Here is a 17,181-nt window from a genome sequence, read left to right as displayed (position 1 = left end):
CTGAAATTTTTACTAACAAGTATTAAGTGAGGCGAGATTGATGAGAGCTGATGTCAAGGTCTGGGTCGAAACCATCACCCTGCCGACCTACGAGGTGGGCGCCGAAGATCCCAACCCCATGTTTCTCGAGAAGCGGGTCTATCAGGGCTCCTCGGGGGCCGTCTATCCCTATGGGGTGATCGATACTCTTACCGGCCAGAAGCAGATGAAGCCCTATCGGGCGGTCTGGCTGGAGAACGACTTCATCAAGGTGATGTTGTTACCGGAGCTGGGCGGTCGCATCCACCGTGCTTACGACAAGGTGATGCAGCGGGATTTCGTCTATTACAACGAAGTGATCAAGCCCGCGCTGGTGGGGCTGGTGGGACCCTGGATCTCCGGCGGCATCGAGTTCAACTGGCCGCAGCACCACAGACCCACCACCTTCATGCCGGTGGATTTCACCATCGCGGAGCAGGAGGGTGGCGCCAAGACCGTCTGGCTGGGCGAGGTGGAGCCGATGCGTGGTTTACAGGTGATGGCGGGGTTCACCCTCTATCCCGACAAGGCGCTCATCGAGATCACCGGCAAGGTGTTCAACGGCAACGATACGCCGCGCCATTTCCTCTGGTGGTCCAACCCGGCAGTGAAAGGGGGCGATGCCCACCAGAGCGTCTTCCCGCCCGATGTCACCGCCGTCTATGACCACGGCAAGCGCGACGTCAGTGCCTTCCCCATCGCCCGTGGCACTTACTACAAGGTGGACTACTCCGCCGGGGTCGATATCTCCCGTTACCGCAACATTCCGGTGCCCACCTCCTATATGGCGGACAAGTCCGACTACGACTTTGTCGGCGCCTACTGTCATGACGAACAGGGGGGCCTGTTGCATGTGGCGGATCACCACGTCTCGCCGGGCAAAAAGCAGTGGAGCTGGGGCAACTGTGACTTCGGTCTGGCCTGGGATCGCAACCTGACCGACGACAACGGCCCCTATATCGAGCTGATGACCGGGGTCTACACCGACAACCAGCCCGACTTCACCTGGCTGGATGCGGGGGAGGAGAAGGTGTTTGTGCAGAACTTCCTGCCCTACAACACCCTGGGCACTCTGCAAAACGCCAACACCCGCGCCGCCATCAAGCTGGAGCGCAGCAATGACGGGCTCGTCTGCGGGGTCTATGCAGTAGCGCCACTTCTCGGGGGCAGCTTCGAGGTAAGCGACGAGGGGGGCGTGCTGTTTACGCAACCTCTGGATCTGCAGCCGGGTCAGGCCTGGCTTGAGCCTTTCGCTATCACCAGCGAGGGACGCTTGCAGGCCCGTCTGCTGGATGAGCAGGGTCAGTGCGTGCTGAGTTACCTCGAGCATCAACCCGCAGGCGAAGCCCTGCCGGATCCCGCTACCGCGCCGGAACCCGCCGTCAATCTCGACTCGGTCGACGAGCTCTACTTCATCGGCCAGCATCTGGAGCAGTATCTGCACGCCAGCCGCTCGCCCTTTGATTACTACCAGCGGGGGCTGGAGCTGGATAGCGGCGACTATCGCTGCAACCTGGCACTGGCAACGCTGGAGTACAACCGTGCCAATTACGAGCAGGCGCTGGTTTACGCTAATCAGGCGCTAACCCGTGCCCATCGCCTCAACAAGAATCCCCAATGTGGCAAGGCGAGTTTGCTGCGCGGCCATATCGAAGAGCGTCTCGGCCAGTTCGATGCAGCCTTTGATGACTTCTACAAGGCGACCTGGAGTGGCAACTGCCGCGATGGCGGCTTCCTCGGGCTGGCCCGTATCGCCATGGTGCGCCGCGACGCCTTGCAGGCACTGCAATTTGTCGAGCGCAGTCTCGCCGTCAACGGCACCCACTACGGCGCCATCGCTCTCAAGGGATTGGCCCTGCTGGAGTCTAGTGAGCCGGAGGCAGCCATCTCCTATATCGACGAACAGCGAGTCCGCTATCCACTCCACTATCAGCTGGCCTTCCTGCGCTGGCTGGCAAGCGAGCAGAGCACCGATCGCGACGCGCTGGTACATCTTTGCAACGGGCGTGGCACCAACCTCTGCTTCCTCGTCAGCGAACTGCTGAGCTGGGGACGCCCCGAGCTGGCGCAGCAACTGCTTTCAACATTGACGATGGAGGAGACCCTGCCGCTGCTGTTCCAGGCTGCATTGTTGCCGGAAGGTGAGGCGCAGGATGCCCTGCTGGCGCGAGCCGAGCGGGCGTTTGGCCGCAAGGTGCGCTTCCCCAATACCCTTGGCGAGGTGGCCATGCTGGGGCAACTGCCACACAGCTGGTTTGCCAGCTACCTGCTGGGTTGCTTCCACTACAGCAAGCGCAACTATGTGCAGGCGATTGCCCTGTGGCAGCAGGTGTGCGAACAGACACCGGACTTTGCCCCGGTCTGGCGCAACCTCGGTATCCACCACTTCAACAAGGCGGGTGATATGGCGGCGGCCGAGCGGTGTCTGCGCCGGGCCTTTGCCCTCAAGCCGGACGATGCGCGGCTGCTGTTCGAGCTGGATCAACTGCACAAGCGTTGTGCCATGGCTCCTGCAGAGCGGCTGGCGCTGCTGGAGGCGCACCGTGCGGTCGCCCTCAAGCGCGACGATCTGACCGCCGAACTGCTCAGCCTCTATCACATTACCGGTCAGCTGGATGCGGCGGCCGAGATCTTGCGGCTGCGCGAATTCCACCCCTGGGAGGGGGGCGAGGGCAAGGTGACCGGCCAGTACCTCATCAACCAGCAGCGCCGTGCCTTGGTGTTGATGACTCAGGGACGCCACGAGCAGGCTATTCCGTTGCTGCAACAGGCGTTGAACTATCCCCTCAATCTGGGGGAGGGGCGCCTTGTGGGACAAACCGACAATGACATCCACTTCCTGCTGGCGCTCTGCCATCTGGCCTGTGACAACCAGAGTCTGGCGGCCCAGTGCCTGCAACAGGCTTGTCTGGGCCAAGGATCGCTCGGGGCCAGCCGCTACTACAACGATCAGCCGGTGGATTATCTCTTCTATCAGGGTATGGCGCTGGCTCGTCTTGGACGGGTTGCCGAGGCGCAGCGTCTGTTTGAAGGGATGGTCGGCTGGGCCGAGCAGGCAATGGGCGAGTCGGTCGAGGCGGACTTTTTCGCCGTCTCGCTGCCGGATCTCATCGTGCTGGATGACGACCCGCAGCACAAACACCGTCAGCACTGCCTGCTGGTCCGGGCCCTCGGCCAGTTGGGGCTGGATCAGCGTGAAGCATGTGCCCAGACCCTGCGCGAGCTGCTGACTCTCAACCCGGCCCACGACAAGGGGCAGCTGTTTGCCCTGATCTGCCGTGAGCTGTCACTCAATCCATCACAGCCATAACAACAACGGGCGCCCCGCCACGGTACGGGGCGCCACTGCACCCTACAATCGACAAGATAATAAGGATGAGTCATGGAACACACTCAACATCGCTCGGATACGCACCGGCTCAACATGGGCTACGTCTGGATGATCTGCCTGGTGGCCGCCTGCGGTGGCCTGCTGTTTGGTTACGACTGGGTGGTCATCGGCGGGGCAAAGCCCTTCTATGAGGCCTATTTCTCTATCACCGACCCGGCCCAGTCCGGCTGGGCCATGAGCTCGGCGCTGGTGGGCTGTGTGCTGGGGGCCGCCATCTCCGGCTGGTCGGCGGATCGCTTCGGCCGCAAGAAGCCGCTGATCCTGGCCGCCATCCTGTTTGCCATCTCGGCATGGGGCACGGCTGCGGCCAGCAACTTCGATCTGTTCGTGGTCTATCGCATCGTGGGGGGGATCGGTATCGGTCTGGCTTCTGCGCTCTCGCCCATGTACATCGCCGAGATCAGCCCGGCCGACAAGCGGGGCAAGTTCGTTGCCATCAACCAGCTCACCATTGTCATCGGCGTGCTGGCTGCTCAGTTGGTCAACCTGATGATCGCCGATCCGGTCGCGAGCAACGCCACCCAGGCCGATATTCTGGCCACCTGGAACGGCCAGTCCGGCTGGCGCTGGATGTTCGGGGCCGAACTGGTACCTGCGCTGGCGTTTCTGGTGCTGATGTTCTTCGTGCCGGAGTCACCGCGCTGGCTGGCCAAAGATGACCGGTATGAGCAGGCGGCCCGCATGCTCGGCAAGATTGGCGGGGATGCCTATGCCAAGCAGACGCTGGCCGAGATCCGCCAGACTCTGGTGGGGGAGTCGGCGCACAAGGTATCGCTGGCGGAGCTGGGCAAGCCCTCGGTGCGCCCCATCCTCATCATCGGCATGGTGCTGGCGGTGTTCCAGCAGTGGTGCGGCATCAACGTCATCTTCAACTACGCGCAGGAGATCTTTGCCTCCGCCGGGTTTGATATCAACAGCACTCTCAAGTCCATCGTCGCCACCGGCCTTATCAACCTGCTGTTTACCCTGATTGCGCTGCCCATGGTGGACAAGCTTGGCCGCCGCAAGCTGATGCTGATTGGCTCGGCTGGTCTCACCATCATCTATGGCATGATGGCTGCGGCCTATGCCAGCGGCGTGCTGGGCTTGCCGGTGCTGTTGCTGGTGCTGGCGGCCATCGCCATCTATGCCCTGACCCTGGCACCGGTCACCTGGGTGCTGCTCTCCGAAATCTTCCCCAACCGGGTGCGCGGGTTGGCGATGTCGGCCGGAACCCTGGCGCTCTGGATCGCCTGCTTCGTGCTGACCTACACTTTCCCGCTGCTCAACGCCGGGCTGGGGGCTGCTGGCAGTTTCCTGCTCTACGGCCTTATCTGTTTCGCCGGGCTGATCTTCATCTACCGCAAGGTGCCCGAGACCAAGGGAGTAACGCTGGAGGCGCTGGAAGCCCAGCTGGCCCAGGGCAAGGTGGAGTTGACGCCGACCAAGGCGAGCGCCTCGGCATGACGGTTTACACATTGAGCAACCCGCATCTTCGGATGCGGGTTTCAACCCAAGGAGCCTGTGTGCTGGGGCTGGAGGATGAGCAGGGGCGCCCGCTGCTGCGCGGCACCAACCCCGGTGCATCTTGTCATCCCGGCGAAAGCGCCCTCTTTCCCATGGTGCCGCTGGCCAACCGGGTGGCAGGCAACTGTGTTGAGTTGTGGGGGGAGGAGCATGGCTTGCCAGAAAGTCCCCTAGATCCCGACTTCTTTCTGCATGGCGATGGCTGGTTGCAGCCATGGCAACGGGTGGCGGACTCTGCCAGTTCGGTGACGCTGCAGCTCACCAGCCAATGCGACCCTTTTCACTATCTGGCCGAGATTGACTATCGGCTGCAGGGGGTGAGCCTGCTGGCACGCATCAGTCTGACGCATCTGGGGGAAGCACCCTGTCTCTACGGCGCCGGTTTTCATCCCTTCTTCTGGCGCGACGAGCAGACCAAGATTCGCTTTCTGGCGAGCGGCGTCTGGCAGGAGGGGCCGGAGCATCTGCCGACCGACTGGTCGAGCAGGCTTGCGCCCCACCTCGACTTTCGCCAGTGGGTTCGCCCGCAAGGGTGGCTCAACCACTGTTACGGTGGTTGGCATGGTACGGCCGAGATGGTGCACCCCGCCCGCCAGCAGCGGTTGAAGGTGGTCAGCGACGCTTCTTTCCTGATGCTCTATCAGCCGGATGAAACGAGCGGTTTTGTTTGTCTCGAGCCTCAGAGCCACGCCGCCAATGCCCACCACATGGCCGGTCACCCCGGCCTGCGTCTGCTGCAGCGCGGTGACACCATGAGCATCGCCATGACCATCACCCTGATGCCAGCGTTGATAGTTGGTTGCGAGACGTAACGGGATAAGCGGCGAGATTGTGCGGTTGGGTGTTTGCTGAAAACAGAGGAATAAAAAAAGGGCCACCTCTTGCGAGATGGCCCTTTCCAAACGTTTGGTGGAGCTGGGGGGAGGTGACAACCAATCTTTAGTTTATCATTTCAGATCAATCGGTTAGATGACCTGTTCCAGCGAATCATTTCTGTGACCCTTCACCATGACACCAAATTTTGGACGCCGGTTCAACTCCCTTTTATGCATGTTCAATGATTGAGTTCATGCTTTAGTAGCCTGATGATTGCTTTGAAACAGAAGCGGTTGGTAGCATCAGACTCACACTTTCTTCATGGACTGCACACAATGTCTACTGAGCTGCCATCTTTCAAGGAACTCAATCTCAATCGTGAATGCTTAGAACCTGTAATCGATGAGTTTCTTACTGAGCATTCCCTTAGCCTCAGAAGTAGGGGGATGTTGCCGGAGAAACAAATTTACCGTGTGATCATTGGCAAAGTTGGTATGGTCGATGCGACTTTGGATGTCTACTTCAATAAAAATGGAACGTCTACACTTAACTATAAAGTTGGTAAAAATCAACAGGTTGGTTTCGATTTAGCACAGCGACTGTTTGAGACAATTCATCCTGATGAGTTTCAACAAGTTAATATGTCTATCAGGGGGGTTGCTCAAGATCAGATAGAGCCGATTATCTCTGAAGTCCCTGAATGCAGTGAGGGAGATTACCAAGTAGAAATTACTAGGAATGAAGAGCGACAAGCACAGTGGCGAATCAGCTCAAAAATCAATAAAGATCAAATAGTTGTTACTCATCACAGAAATACCCGAACTTTACAGATACAAGGCCGCCCTTTGTCATGTTATCGACGGCTAATTTATCTGATGTCATCTTTGTTAGATTTGGCTGGTTTAGAGTATGTGTTGAGTCGTACAGAAGATGGCGGCAAGGCAGAGATCGTTAGGCCGGAGATCGCGATGGAATTTTTACGGACAAAACTTCCAAAGTCTGTTGAACGCTTACCAAAAGTGACAAGTGCCTTACTTTTGTCCAGTCTGTGTGTTAGGCTTTCCGCCCCTAAGCTGCCAGACTACTCAATGTTAGTATTCCCTGAGTTGAGATCGCTTGAGGGGGCTGTCAAGAGTTTTCTAGCCGATAGAGGGATTGAAGTGACTCGAGAAAGAACCGTGGGTTCTTTCTATGAACTCCAAGATCCTGCGCGTAACACGTATGTTTTAAAGCAGGATTATCATCATCTGATGCCTCAACGAGAGGAACAGACTTTAGTCCATAACGCTTACTCTTTTTTCAATAAGCATCGACATGGATTGTTCCATATGGAAAGCTTGATCGATGGCAGTCGGGTAATCGGCAGCCTCGAAGAAGTTAACAGGCTGACCAATACAATCTATTCTTTCCTTGACGACCTTCACTAAGACGGAGAGCCATGTATTTCATTCGGACGGATGATAGTCGCTACGCAGCAGTTGTGATTGCTACTGACTATCAAAATCCCCTACAAGAGCTGTCATCTGTTATGGATGAGCTGCAGAAGAAGGAAGTCTCTGGTGAGATTCTCTTCGATTTGCTGTGCTCAAATGGGGCTGAATGGAATCGATTCGCGTCAATGCAGTTCGACGGTCAAGTATTTGAAAGAAAGACATTCCAAGTAGTTGATCCTGATAACATGCCATGCTCTTTACTCAAAGAGCATGGCGAGTTGTTGAAAAAGCAAAACTGCATTCAGTTCTCGGTCCTGTCTTAGTTAATCCATCTTGCCTCTCTATAGATAACACACACTATTGTGTATGCTTCCTAAATGAAATTTTCCGTTATTTTTTCCTGCGAAATCTATAAATGACCAGCGTTTTTCGCTAATTCATGTTGCTAAATCTAGTTGATTAGTCTTCATGGTTGATGATGAAAACGGTCAGATGAGGTTAGGCAACTGCAGGATCATCCCTTCAGCGCTGGCTTATAATGTGTACCTTTTGAGCCACCCAAACACCCTATCGAAAAGAGTGGCTCAAAAGTGTTGATTTCAATATGAGCTATCATTATATTGTGAGCCATAGTTTTTGAGCCACACGTGGGGAATGGTTATGGCTGTTATCGGGTATCTAAGGGTAAGCACTGGCGAGCAGAGCGTTGAGACTCAGCGCCACAGCATTGAGCAGATCCACAAGGTGGAAACGTGGTTCGCAGACGAGGGTATATCTGGTGCAGTGAAGGCATTAGAGCGCCCGGAATTCTCCGAGCTGTTCAAGTTTGTGCGGAAGGGCGATACGCTAATTGTTCCCGCCGTTGACCGTCTTGGGCGTGACACCATTGACGTTCTGCACACGGTTGAGGCGCTGCAAGCCAAGGGTGTGTCGATTATCAGCTTGCGGGAGGGGTTCGACCTGTCCACGCCAATCGGTAAGGCAATGCTGACCATGCTGGCCGCTGTCGCAGAGCTGGAACGCTCAAATATCAAGGCCCGTCAGATGGCCGGGATCGCCAAGGCCAAGGCAGAGGGCAAAGCATTAGGGCGAGAAAAGACCATTGATGATGTTGCCGTTGCTATCTGGCGGAAGGAAAACAGCGCAAGCATCCAGGCGACCGCCGAACATTTTGGGATTTCACCCGCCAGTGTGAAGCGAGCCTGCAAAGCAGCGTAATGACGATCCAAACAACACGCGAATAAAGCAATAACATACCGGCCAAGCGCCGGTATTTTTTTGTCTATAATATGGTGATCGGTCATCTATTTGTGTAACATGCGATCATTGTAACTTATTGAGATTTATAGGCTTATACATGAAGGTTTCAATGTTGAAGCGTCAGCTCGCAGAGCGGATGGGTGAGGATGCGCACTATCTGGAAGGTAGGGACAAAGCGTTTTTAGCAGAGCTTGCCGGTATACCGGTTGAGCAGATTGAAGACGACGAGATCATCACTGGTGAAGGGGAAACCGGCTGGATTGAAGAGCGTGAGACCCATCTAGATTTGGCGGACAGGATGCGCATGGAAGTTAAGGAGGAAATCGAGAAGCAGCGTCAGCGCACTATTGAGCGTGGAAGCCTTGGCGGCTCGTATCGTATAGCGGCGGCATTGGCCCGCAATGGAGGTAAAGCATGATCCCGGAAACGCGTTTCGAACAGGCGCATGGTGTGACAGCGGGCAAGCTCTCATACGCTTTGGAACTGATGGATAAGGGGGACGTTGTGGCGGCTCGCGATGTAATCCTTGAGGTTCAAAAGACCAATGAAGATCAGGCCCGAGTTATTGATACCCGGCTTTATGGGGCTGTTCGTAATCTATGCGAGGCGAGGCGTATGGATAGCCGGAGATTTTTCGCATTGCAGCAGGTGTTAGGGTTGCGCGAGATCGTCCGCTCCTTGCTCGTATCACCTGCCGGGGTGGATCTGATCTCTATGCATGTGCCAGTAGAAAATGATTTCTTCGTCTCCATGCTGTCTAGGATCCCACAATCGGCGGCAGTAGCCCCCATAGCCAATGACAATGAGCGGGCGGCAACCCTGACATATCAAAATGGGAATGCGCGTTTATGGACGATGTTCTGCGAACAGCAGCAGGGTTTGGAGCATGGAGAGGGGAAAGCATGAAGCCGCAAAAAACAGTCCAAGTAATACGGCTATCCCGTCCAGTCGCGGAACGTGTGGCGATATGGGCCAGTGCTCTGAATATGTCGCCCACGCAAATTGTAGAGCTGGCAATCACCCGATGGGAGCAATTGACCCCGTGTGATGCGCTCGGAATAGAGGGGGGCCGCGATGCGTCGCACCTCCCCCGCCCTTGAAGCGCAGGTTGCCGCAGCTCTCGCGGCAGGATGGCCGATTGTTGCTATCGCCGAGCAGACGGGAATCAGCCTATCCACAGTGAAACGGATCCGGGGGCGTTCAGGTGTTCGCCCCGACTCGATGCGGGAGGAGTTGATAGAGGAGGCCCGCGCCGGATTGCGGGCCTCATTATCTTCTGAGTTCGCCGCCTCGGAGGGCGCTCGCCTCGTCCGGTCACAGGTTGCACTTTGCAACCAAATCCATACCAAGACAGCCGAGCTGTTAGAGAGCCTGACAATTGATAGTGAATGTGACAGGCACCAAGCGGCCAAGATCCTTTCAGCGTGTGCCACAGCCAGCAAGCTGGCCGCTGATGGGTTGCGCCGGGTACTCACACTGGCAGCGGAGCCGGAGGTGGTCGAAGCCCTGCCGGAGCTGGTTGTGAGAGACTACACAGACGAGGAGATATTGGCTATCAGGGCCGAGCGCGATTGCTGGGGCGATGTGCCGCCAGAGTGATGCAGGTTGACGGCGGCCCCGCCCATGCTGCAAAGTAACCCTGTTATTTTGGCCGATGAGTCGGCCCTACCTCTTCGCTAACGCCCATTTCGCGGCGTCTTTTCGCTGGAATCCCCATAGGTACTGACACCGGCCCTAACCGGTCAGTTGTCGCTGTACGCGCTTTACAGGCGTTCAGGGGGATGAGGTGAACGAGATTTGAAAGAGGGCTTGCCGTTGGCAAGCAGGTAAAAAAAAGCCGCCCAATGAGGCGGCACAAAAGGTTTTAACTATGAAAAGAGTATCATCAGAGAGCTCGGCGCTCAATGACCGGTCATCAAAATTAACGCAGCCTAATGAGTTTGCGCTTGCCCGTCGCAACCTACACCGCGACGACTCCCCATCCCGAGACGAGCGGATTGCTAAGATGCAGATCGCCAGAATCAGGGATGCACTCAAGGGGGGGATGAACGTTGATAAAAGTATCCGGCGAGCCACAAACAGAGCTGTAACCAGCATCAGTGAAACAGCCCGCTGGACGCTTTGGCGAGCAAGGTTTCCAAATACAAAAACCGCCGCAAGAGCTCTCAAGGGGATGGTGCGTCAAAGCCTTGTCCTGTCTGGCTTAGCGTCCCGACGCGACTACGAGAAAATGATCTCGTCTGTAGTAAATATGTATGATCCTTCCTTTGTCCTTATCTCAACACCCAACTGGAGGAAGGAACCCCTTCGGCCATGGAAAGACTTATCAGGCTTGGAAAAGTACGCTTGGGTTACATCCGGCATGATGTATGAGAGGTGTAGCAAGCGGTACGTAGCCTTTTCCCTGAATTTATCCATGGAGGACGCAGCTAAGAGCCCCGCTGAACTAAAAGACCCCATCAGGAAGCGTCTGGGTCGTGCGCTAGGACGCGAGGTCGAGCACATGACCATGTTCTGCATAGAGAGAGACAGCGAGGGCCGATCCCACTGTCATGGTATCTACTTCGGAAGCCTCACCGCAGAGCAGAAAAAGAGGCTCAAGAGTGCGGGCGGTGAATGGGATGGTTCAGACTCGCGCCGCCAGCGTCGTACCACTGAGCGCTACGGTATGGGAGAGGCTATCGGATGGGGCTGGTATATACACAAGGACATAGGCAAAGACGCCGAGTTCTACATCCCCCACGAGCTGACGCGCCTAGGACAAGCCCATTACGGGAGAACGACAGCCCTCCTTCTCCCTCACTTCATTGCCGAACGGGATTCCACGGTCAGCCAAAAGGCCACCAGCCCCACACAAACCAAAGTCCTAGAAAAACCAGCTCCCTACTCATCCCCCAGTGAGAACGTCAGCACTGCAATTTTGAAAATCGAGGCCGAAGACCACACAGGCACACCCGGACACGCTCATGAAGGCCCACAGGACGCGCCAGAATCAATTTCAAACCCAAAATCACCCCAAGACAGCACAAGCACCAACAAAGCGGTTAAAAGCGATTCTGTGAGCTTTGGCGACATAGAGGGCCAACCAGTCCACCAGCCCCGGCTACCTGAAGACAGTGCCCTTGATGCCATGCTCGTAGAGTTGGACAAGTGGGCAGCCACTCACTTCGGAAGGGAAGAGATGCAAGGAGAGCTGACCCGGTAACGGACGGTTAATGACCCGGTAGTAAAAGTAGATGTACGGGGTGTGTCAGGTGTAAGGGGGATCGTAAACGTGTGAGACAGTACCGGGACGATTTACAAAAACCGCTTTAGAGCACTCCAGCGAGCATCCGGCACCGTACCAAATGGCATAGCGACAAAAACGCACAGGGGGCGTTCTAGGCCCCCAGAATCAAACCTTTCGCAGCTATGCCACCACCTGACGAGTCACCCCCAGAACATCACGCCCCAGCATCAGGCACAGATTGAAATCGGCAGCAGACACCGGGAGCGTTCCGTTGTCGCTCTCGTCGAGATAATCCAGCACATCAGCGGGTGAAACGTGCTGGATGTCATCGAAGGCACTCTGGATCAGTAGCGTCCAGAGCGCCCTTTTCCCTGCCTGTGATAATTCGCGCTCGCTCCATTGAAACCACTCGCACACGCCTTCGCAATGATGGATATGGCGACCGTTAGACAGGCGGCACCCACAGGGCAGCGACACGCTCAATACCCTAGCCTGTATGGACAGCAGGACGTCCTCGAAGCTGATGTCGGATCTCATTTCAAATTCCCCATTTTCTTGGCTCTTCGCCAGTTCAACCAATTAATCCCGGTCAGGTCACAGCCGAAATCGACACTGTTTATGACGTTGCGCAGCGTTGCACAAGCCTCCTGCATCCGTGGGCTATATTTGACACCCGGTTTGATGTAGGGGGTGGATGACCCCTTATCTTTAGTAGCTGGCAGACCATAGGTATTGCGCAGGTCTGGCCCGTGGCCGACGATCATCTGCATTAGCTCAAGCCGGATGTCAGTATGATGAGCGGCTGTGATGAAGGTATGCCGCAGGCTGTGAAAGCTGACTTGATGATCGGTTTGCCAAATGTCCAGCTTTGCCAACAACCCGGTTCCCTTGTAATGGTTGAACCACTTGCCCAGCTTGTGTGAGTAGTTTTGTGCCTTTGAGTCGCCGCCAAGCGCCCAGTCCGGGAACAGTCGCGCGTCGCCACTAGACATCCGCGCCCATTCCACCAACTGCATAAAACCCGCATTCAAAGCTACATCCGGGAGCGGTATCAGGCGCTCGGCGTTAGGGGTCTTAGAGCCCGGCACGTTGAGCATGATTATGCCTCCTACATAAATGACATGGGCCACAGTGAGGCTGCCAATTTCATCGCCGCGCATCCCGGTAGTCAGTCCCAGCAATGGAGCCCAGAAATGCCAGTCTTTCGGCTGTTCGTAGGGAAGCCTACTGTCGGCTCGCCAGAGTCTATTAACTAGTTTCCCCAGTTGTTCCTGAGTGAAGGGTTGTCCGCCTTCTTCATAGTCGGCATCGTTCTTGATGGGTGTCAGCATGTCGCTGAAATCCTCGGCGACATACCGCTCAGCCTTAAGCCATTTAAGAAAGGGTTTAACGTCATGGAAGTGGGTCATCTGTCCCTGCTCGGACAGGGATGGCAGGCCCTGCTTGCCTAAGCCCAGATACCAGTTACGCCGCAGCAAGGGATCCTCAGGGCGCTCTTTCCAGATTGACAATTTCGGGAGATTCTTAGGGATCGTGCGGATAACCTCTCGATAGTGGGTAATATCGGCAGCAACAAGCGCCGCGCTGTTCAGCGGGCCGAGAACATCGAGAAAACGCGCAAGATTGCTTTTGCGCTGGCTCAGGGTCTTGGGTTTGAGCTTCTCCACATGTTCGCTGTGCTCGTTGAATCGGGCCACCAGCCATTCCAACGATTGACCGGGCGCAGAAGGGGCAACCAAGGCACTACCGACGGGCACCGGCTCGGCGTTGAGCGTTGTTGGCAACGAGGCGAGAGCGTCCGCCGTCCGCCGGGCTTCAATGAGCTGGCCTTGTGTCCGCTGGGCAATGCCAACCGCAGTACGGGCCAGCTCCTTCGCCTTCTGAGTCACAGCCTGAGCTGTCGCCAGCTCCTTGCGAGAGCGCAGTGCTGCAAGACGCTGCTCGTTAATCTGGTCTTGCAGTGCGGCCAACTGCTCCCCGAGCCGGATTTGTTCTCTTTTCGCGGCGATCTTCGCCTTCATGATTTCTGAGATTTCAGCCATGTTTACTTCCTGATCGACTTCCTGAACTAATGCCAATAATTCGTCGAGCAGGAGCCTGCCAATTTTGAAAGCATGGATCCACAATTCTCCCGTTTTAGCGCGATTTTTTGTGCCCAGTGAGAAGCGAGTCTCACGGGGAGCGCCGTACTGGCGGAGGGATGGGGGGAAGATCAGGCGGTAGCAGTAGACACCACAGCGGTTTTTGATGAGACCGGGATAGAGCATATGTGACACCTCAGTGTGTCACTCCCTGACCAGCCATAAAGAAAAAGCCCTGACGAATCAGGGCTTTAGAAGGTGGTGGAGCTGGGGGATGTTGAACCAGGCGGTTAATTATTTGATTTTAAATAAAAATGGCCAATTCAGAAAATTTCAATATGCCTAACCGTATGCCTAACATCAGAACTTCTGCAGTAACATAGTGTTATCTGGGCTGGAATGGCTCATTGGCAGTGAAGGAAATTTTAACTCTTACCTTTCTCAAAAGGTAACTGCCTCTTGCGAAAGTCGGCGCTCTCTGTTGTATCAGTTCCTCGATTGGAAAAAAATTCCCCGTCCAAATTTGCCTATTCATAGAACCCGGAATCGGTCGTTCAACTTCAGATGGCAAATCACAGGAGAACGCTATATCAGTGTCCCCATCCTTCGATGCGCTTTAGGTTCGCTCTATTTCTGTAACACAGACATCGCTTGTGCAAGCAAGTCTGCAGTTACGAGCAACTCTTGCTTGGTGGCACAACGCAGCCCATTTTGAGCCCGCTGGTTAGCTAAGAGGCTTAATGCTTCTGGGTTGTCGATCAAGTGGTTAATCCATTCTAGGGGGGTCATTCCCTGAGAGTTGCGCTGCCGTGCGAGTTTGGGGGATAGTTGCAGCAAGCGCCTGACGGCATGCAAATTGGCAGTCCAACTCGCCGTGTGCAGTGGTGATTGCCCGTCATCCGTGAGATTGTCTCGCTTGCACGGGTGATCGAGGAGTATATCCACACAACTATCTACCCCAGACTTGATCGCCGAATGTAGAGCAGTCATTCCGCTACTGCTTTGTATTTCTGGATCAGCGCCAGCTTTGAGCATGATGGTTACTAACTCGGTATCTCCTTTCTCAGCCATCAGCATCAAGGGGGTTTGCCCTTTAATATCGGGAATATTTAGTTGTTTAGGGCTCTCTTGTGCCAGTTGGCCGATAAACGAGCGCCAATGCGCCAACATGGCCTCGAACCGACGCGTTTCACTTTGCAGCTCGAGTGGAACAATTAACTTCATGGGAGGCATTATCTGCATAAAAGAAGAATGCATCTTGAGAAGAGCCATCAATACGGAATTTCCATCGACATCAGGCAGGCTAGATTTCAACAATGAACGATTGGCTTTGATCCATTTTTGCAATCCTTCTTCATCACCAGCTTGGAACAATGGCAGCAGGTCGTTAAGTAACTTATCCATCGTACTTTGTATGCTACGGATTTCGGCCTCAATACCTGGATAGGGTTTGTATAGGTCATCCCAAAAGTAATCTGATGCCCAGCGTGCAATATCCTCGATAGATGGAATCGTATCGCACTCGGCCATCATTCCTCCGGCCAGCATCTCCCGATAGTATTTTTCGTGGTTATTGGTGATTAGTTTCTGGTTGGCAACTTCTAAGGCCAGACCATCCCTCGCGATCTCCCCACGTATAGGACCATAATTACGTTCCGAAGCAGCATCCAGCGCCTCTCTGAACAGCTTGGCTGCCCCCTTAAAATCATTACTGGCCAGCAGGTGCTTGGCTTTGTATTGCAAAATGGGTGCTTTCCATAACTCATATCCTGAGCTGGCTTCAGCTTCATCGAGTAGAACTTGTACCTTGGTTTTTGTGTCCTTTGGCCTTTGTTTACGATCACCATTCAGGTAGCCGTCCAGTCCGAACAGAATTGTTTGGATAGTTTCGGCTGGTGTTGCTGCTATCTCATACAGACGCTGGACAGCGGCCTCTTTGGCTCGTGGAGTTAGGGATGGATGCTGCGCGACCTGACTGACGACCCAATATCGATGCTCGGCTTGCAAGGCGCGCCAAGGTGATGAGGTTCTCATCCGGTCAATCAACCGATAGATAGCTTGTGTCTCATCAGCATGAGCCTTGAGGAGTTCCAACTTTTTTCGAATGATGGGTTCAGCGGATACTGCGTCGAGTGCAAAGTGATCTTCAAGCATCGCCCCAGGCTGCAAATGGTAGAAATGACGAGTCAATAACTGAGCGAGCTCTAGGTTTGCAGTTTCACGACGAGAAGGAAGGATCGAAAGGAATATGCCTTGTTTGTCCCATTCAGGCAGATGTGCTTCGAACCACGTATTTTCAGCAGATTCACCTTGCTCTCTACAATATCGGTATGCATCGATAGTCAAGTTGTAGATAGCCTTATAGATGGCGAATAGTTGAAGTAATTTATTTTGCTGGGGATCTGCACACAACTTGTCAACATTGGGAAATAGGTATTTGAGTAGCCGTACATAACCATCCTGTACCGTCCGAGCAAGTAACAAGCGTTGGCGGATAGTGTTGGGTAAAGGTGCTGCATAACGCTCGGCGATGCATTTAACGAAGGTGGCTTGCTCGTCTTCATCTGCCTGCCCGGCCAGAATTGACTCTATGCGACCAGGTTGAGTCATGGGGATTTCCAACAGCAGCTTATCGGCACTCAGCCCTTTTTTTTCCAAAAAACTCAGAACGTTGTTGAATTGTGCAGAAGGGCTGCAATCGTTGTGGAGTAATATCGCGCCGTCAAAACGTAGTTTTATCTTGTCAGAGAAGTACTTATCGATGGTCTCTGGGCGAATCGTGGTTCCATTACGCCAGTTATATAAGGATCGGCGTAAACCATCATTGCCATCCTCGATCAATCCACTATGTTGCTCTGCGAATGCCTCTAGAGGCATACCCAGCAGGTCCAACAGCCAATCGACCACTTGGGCAACCGGCATATATAGGCTAGGTTTGCCATTCACCTCGCAGGGCTCTGGAAGATACCAGAAACGCCCACCCGGCATACCTCTATCTAGTGTTTGCTCAAGGTTCCAAAACCCCATCCGGCGGGCCAGACCCGGCATATAGAAATGCGTCAACATCGTCCAGATGATCTGGCGTTGATCTGCGGCGAATGTCCAAGTATTGAGCTCGAGCAACTTGTAGGCATGCACAAATTCCATGAAGTTGTCGAGTGCATCTAATTGTGCCAGTGGGTCCATTCCTAGCGCCCTGAGTATATCGTCAAAGACTTCTTCGACCATACTTTTGTGAGCTTTAAGACTTATCTGGCCGGTTGCAAACTTTGTTTTCTTGGTAGTCGGATAGCTTTGGCAGCCAAGGCTTTGATGAATTTCCAGCAAGATGGCTTCGGGTAGTGGCAAGGTGCTCATGTTGTGTCTCATCCTGAGGTTGTTTGATGTCTCGGCCATTCTGGCAATGTGTATCCATCGGATCACTGAAATACCCTGTACCCCCCTCTC

13 protein-coding genes are annotated in these 17,181 nt (G+C 54.6%); 10 read left to right on the top strand and 3 right to left on the bottom strand.

The genetic code is table 11. The features are described from left to right. Nucleotides 1-40: 40 nt before the first annotated feature. From OKB87_RS17510 to OKB87_RS17465, 10 genes are all read left to right on the top strand, one after another. Nucleotides 41-3,328 (top strand): DUF5107 domain-containing protein, encoded by a 3,288-nt coding sequence (locus OKB87_RS17510; protein ID WP_270828129.1) that lies wholly within the window; start codon nucleotides 41-43, stop codon nucleotides 3,326-3,328. A gap of 72 nt (nucleotides 3,329-3,400) precedes the next feature. Further along, entirely contained in the window at nucleotides 3,401-4,855 is a 1,455-nt protein-coding gene (locus tag OKB87_RS17505) for a sugar porter family MFS transporter (RefSeq protein ID WP_270828128.1), read from the top strand. Then, on the top strand, nucleotides 4,852-5,727 hold the full coding sequence (locus OKB87_RS17500; protein WP_270828127.1) for an aldose 1-epimerase: 876 nt from the start codon (nucleotides 4,852-4,854) through the stop codon (nucleotides 5,725-5,727). The genes OKB87_RS17505 and OKB87_RS17500 overlap by 4 nt, the downstream gene beginning before the upstream one ends. A gap of 339 nt (nucleotides 5,728-6,066) precedes the next feature. Beyond that, entirely contained in the window at nucleotides 6,067-7,158 is a 1,092-nt protein-coding gene (locus OKB87_RS17495; protein ID WP_270828126.1) for a type II toxin-antitoxin system RnlA family toxin, read from the top strand. A gap of 11 nt (nucleotides 7,159-7,169) precedes the next feature. Then, nucleotides 7,170-7,487, top strand: coding sequence for a type II toxin-antitoxin system RnlB family antitoxin (locus OKB87_RS17490; RefSeq protein ID WP_268014637.1), 318 nt, complete (start codon nucleotides 7,170-7,172; stop codon nucleotides 7,485-7,487). 337 nt (nucleotides 7,488-7,824) lie between these two features. Next, nucleotides 7,825-8,382, top strand: a complete 558-nt coding sequence (locus OKB87_RS17485) for a recombinase family protein (RefSeq protein ID WP_270828123.1) — start codon at nucleotides 7,825-7,827, stop codon at nucleotides 8,380-8,382. A gap of 151 nt (nucleotides 8,383-8,533) precedes the next feature. Next, nucleotides 8,534-8,842: a hypothetical protein gene (locus OKB87_RS17480; protein WP_171274227.1), complete on the top strand. Its 309-nt coding sequence runs from the start codon at nucleotides 8,534-8,536 to the stop codon at nucleotides 8,840-8,842. Continuing rightward, a complete protein-coding gene (locus tag OKB87_RS17475) occupies nucleotides 8,839-9,330 on the top strand; it encodes a hypothetical protein (RefSeq protein WP_270828122.1) in 492 nt (163 codons plus the stop codon). Before OKB87_RS17480 ends, OKB87_RS17475 begins: the two co-directional genes overlap by 4 nt. Nucleotides 9,331-9,498: 168 nt before the next feature. Next, nucleotides 9,499-10,023, top strand: coding sequence for a helix-turn-helix domain-containing protein (locus tag OKB87_RS17470; RefSeq protein ID WP_167824804.1), 525 nt, complete (start codon nucleotides 9,499-9,501; stop codon nucleotides 10,021-10,023). Nucleotides 10,024-10,429: 406 nt separating this feature from the next. After that, nucleotides 10,430-11,629, top strand: a complete 1,200-nt coding sequence (locus tag OKB87_RS17465) for a hypothetical protein (RefSeq protein WP_270828121.1) — start codon at nucleotides 10,430-10,432, stop codon at nucleotides 11,627-11,629. Between the two features lie 204 nt (nucleotides 11,630-11,833). Here the strand turns inward: OKB87_RS17465 and OKB87_RS17460 are convergent, their stop codons facing one another. The 3 genes from OKB87_RS17460 to OKB87_RS17450 all read right to left on the bottom strand — a co-directional run bounded on the left by OKB87_RS17460 (nucleotide 11,834) and on the right by OKB87_RS17450 (nucleotide 17,091). After that, nucleotides 11,834-12,190: a hypothetical protein gene (locus tag OKB87_RS17460; protein WP_270828120.1), complete on the bottom strand. Its 357-nt coding sequence runs from the start codon at nucleotides 12,188-12,190 to the stop codon at nucleotides 11,834-11,836. Further along, nucleotides 12,187-13,920: a site-specific integrase gene (locus OKB87_RS17455; protein ID WP_270828118.1), complete on the bottom strand. Its 1,734-nt coding sequence runs from the start codon at nucleotides 13,918-13,920 to the stop codon at nucleotides 12,187-12,189. Before OKB87_RS17455 ends, OKB87_RS17460 begins: the two co-directional genes overlap by 4 nt. Nucleotides 13,921-14,361: 441 nt before the next feature. Continuing rightward, complete coding sequence (locus tag OKB87_RS17450) at nucleotides 14,362-17,091, bottom strand: ankyrin repeat domain-containing protein (RefSeq protein WP_201922057.1); 2,730 nt, start codon at nucleotides 17,089-17,091, stop codon at nucleotides 14,362-14,364. Nucleotides 17,092-17,181 lie beyond the last annotated feature (90 nt).

It is taken from the genome of Aeromonas sp. Y318-1 (assembly GCF_027706125.1).
Lineage (GTDB): Bacteria > Pseudomonadota > Gammaproteobacteria > Enterobacterales > Aeromonadaceae > Aeromonas > Aeromonas hydrophila.
Note: the sequence above shows the minus strand (reverse complement) of the source record. Positions and strands in the feature narration are given on the sequence as shown.

Bases quoted from the DNA above. Each gene is read 5' to 3' on its own strand.
- OKB87_RS17510 (WP_270828129.1), top strand. From the start codon at position 41: ATGAGAGCTGATGTCAAGGTCTGGGTCGAAACCATCACCCTGCCGACC.
- OKB87_RS17505 (WP_270828128.1), top strand. From the start codon at position 3,401: ATGGAACACACTCAACATCGCTCGGATACGCACCGGCTCAACATGGGC.
- OKB87_RS17500 (WP_270828127.1), top strand. From the start codon at position 4,852: ATGACGGTTTACACATTGAGCAACCCGCATCTTCGGATGCGGGTTTCA.
- OKB87_RS17495 (WP_270828126.1), top strand. From the start codon at position 6,067: ATGTCTACTGAGCTGCCATCTTTCAAGGAACTCAATCTCAATCGTGAA.
- OKB87_RS17490 (WP_268014637.1), top strand. From the start codon at position 7,170: ATGTATTTCATTCGGACGGATGATAGTCGCTACGCAGCAGTTGTGATT.
- OKB87_RS17485 (WP_270828123.1), top strand. From the start codon at position 7,825: ATGGCTGTTATCGGGTATCTAAGGGTAAGCACTGGCGAGCAGAGCGTT.
- OKB87_RS17480 (WP_171274227.1), top strand. From the start codon at position 8,534: ATGTTGAAGCGTCAGCTCGCAGAGCGGATGGGTGAGGATGCGCACTAT.
- OKB87_RS17475 (WP_270828122.1), top strand. From the start codon at position 8,839: ATGATCCCGGAAACGCGTTTCGAACAGGCGCATGGTGTGACAGCGGGC.
- OKB87_RS17470 (WP_167824804.1), top strand. From the start codon at position 9,499: ATGCGTCGCACCTCCCCCGCCCTTGAAGCGCAGGTTGCCGCAGCTCTC.
- OKB87_RS17465 (WP_270828121.1), top strand. From the start codon at position 10,430: ATGCAGATCGCCAGAATCAGGGATGCACTCAAGGGGGGGATGAACGTT.
- OKB87_RS17460 (WP_270828120.1), bottom strand. From the start codon at position 12,190: ATGAGATCCGACATCAGCTTCGAGGACGTCCTGCTGTCCATACAGGCT.
- OKB87_RS17455 (WP_270828118.1), bottom strand. From the start codon at position 13,920: ATGCTCTATCCCGGTCTCATCAAAAACCGCTGTGGTGTCTACTGCTAC.
- OKB87_RS17450 (WP_201922057.1), bottom strand. From the start codon at position 17,091: ATGAGCACCTTGCCACTACCCGAAGCCATCTTGCTGGAAATTCATCAA.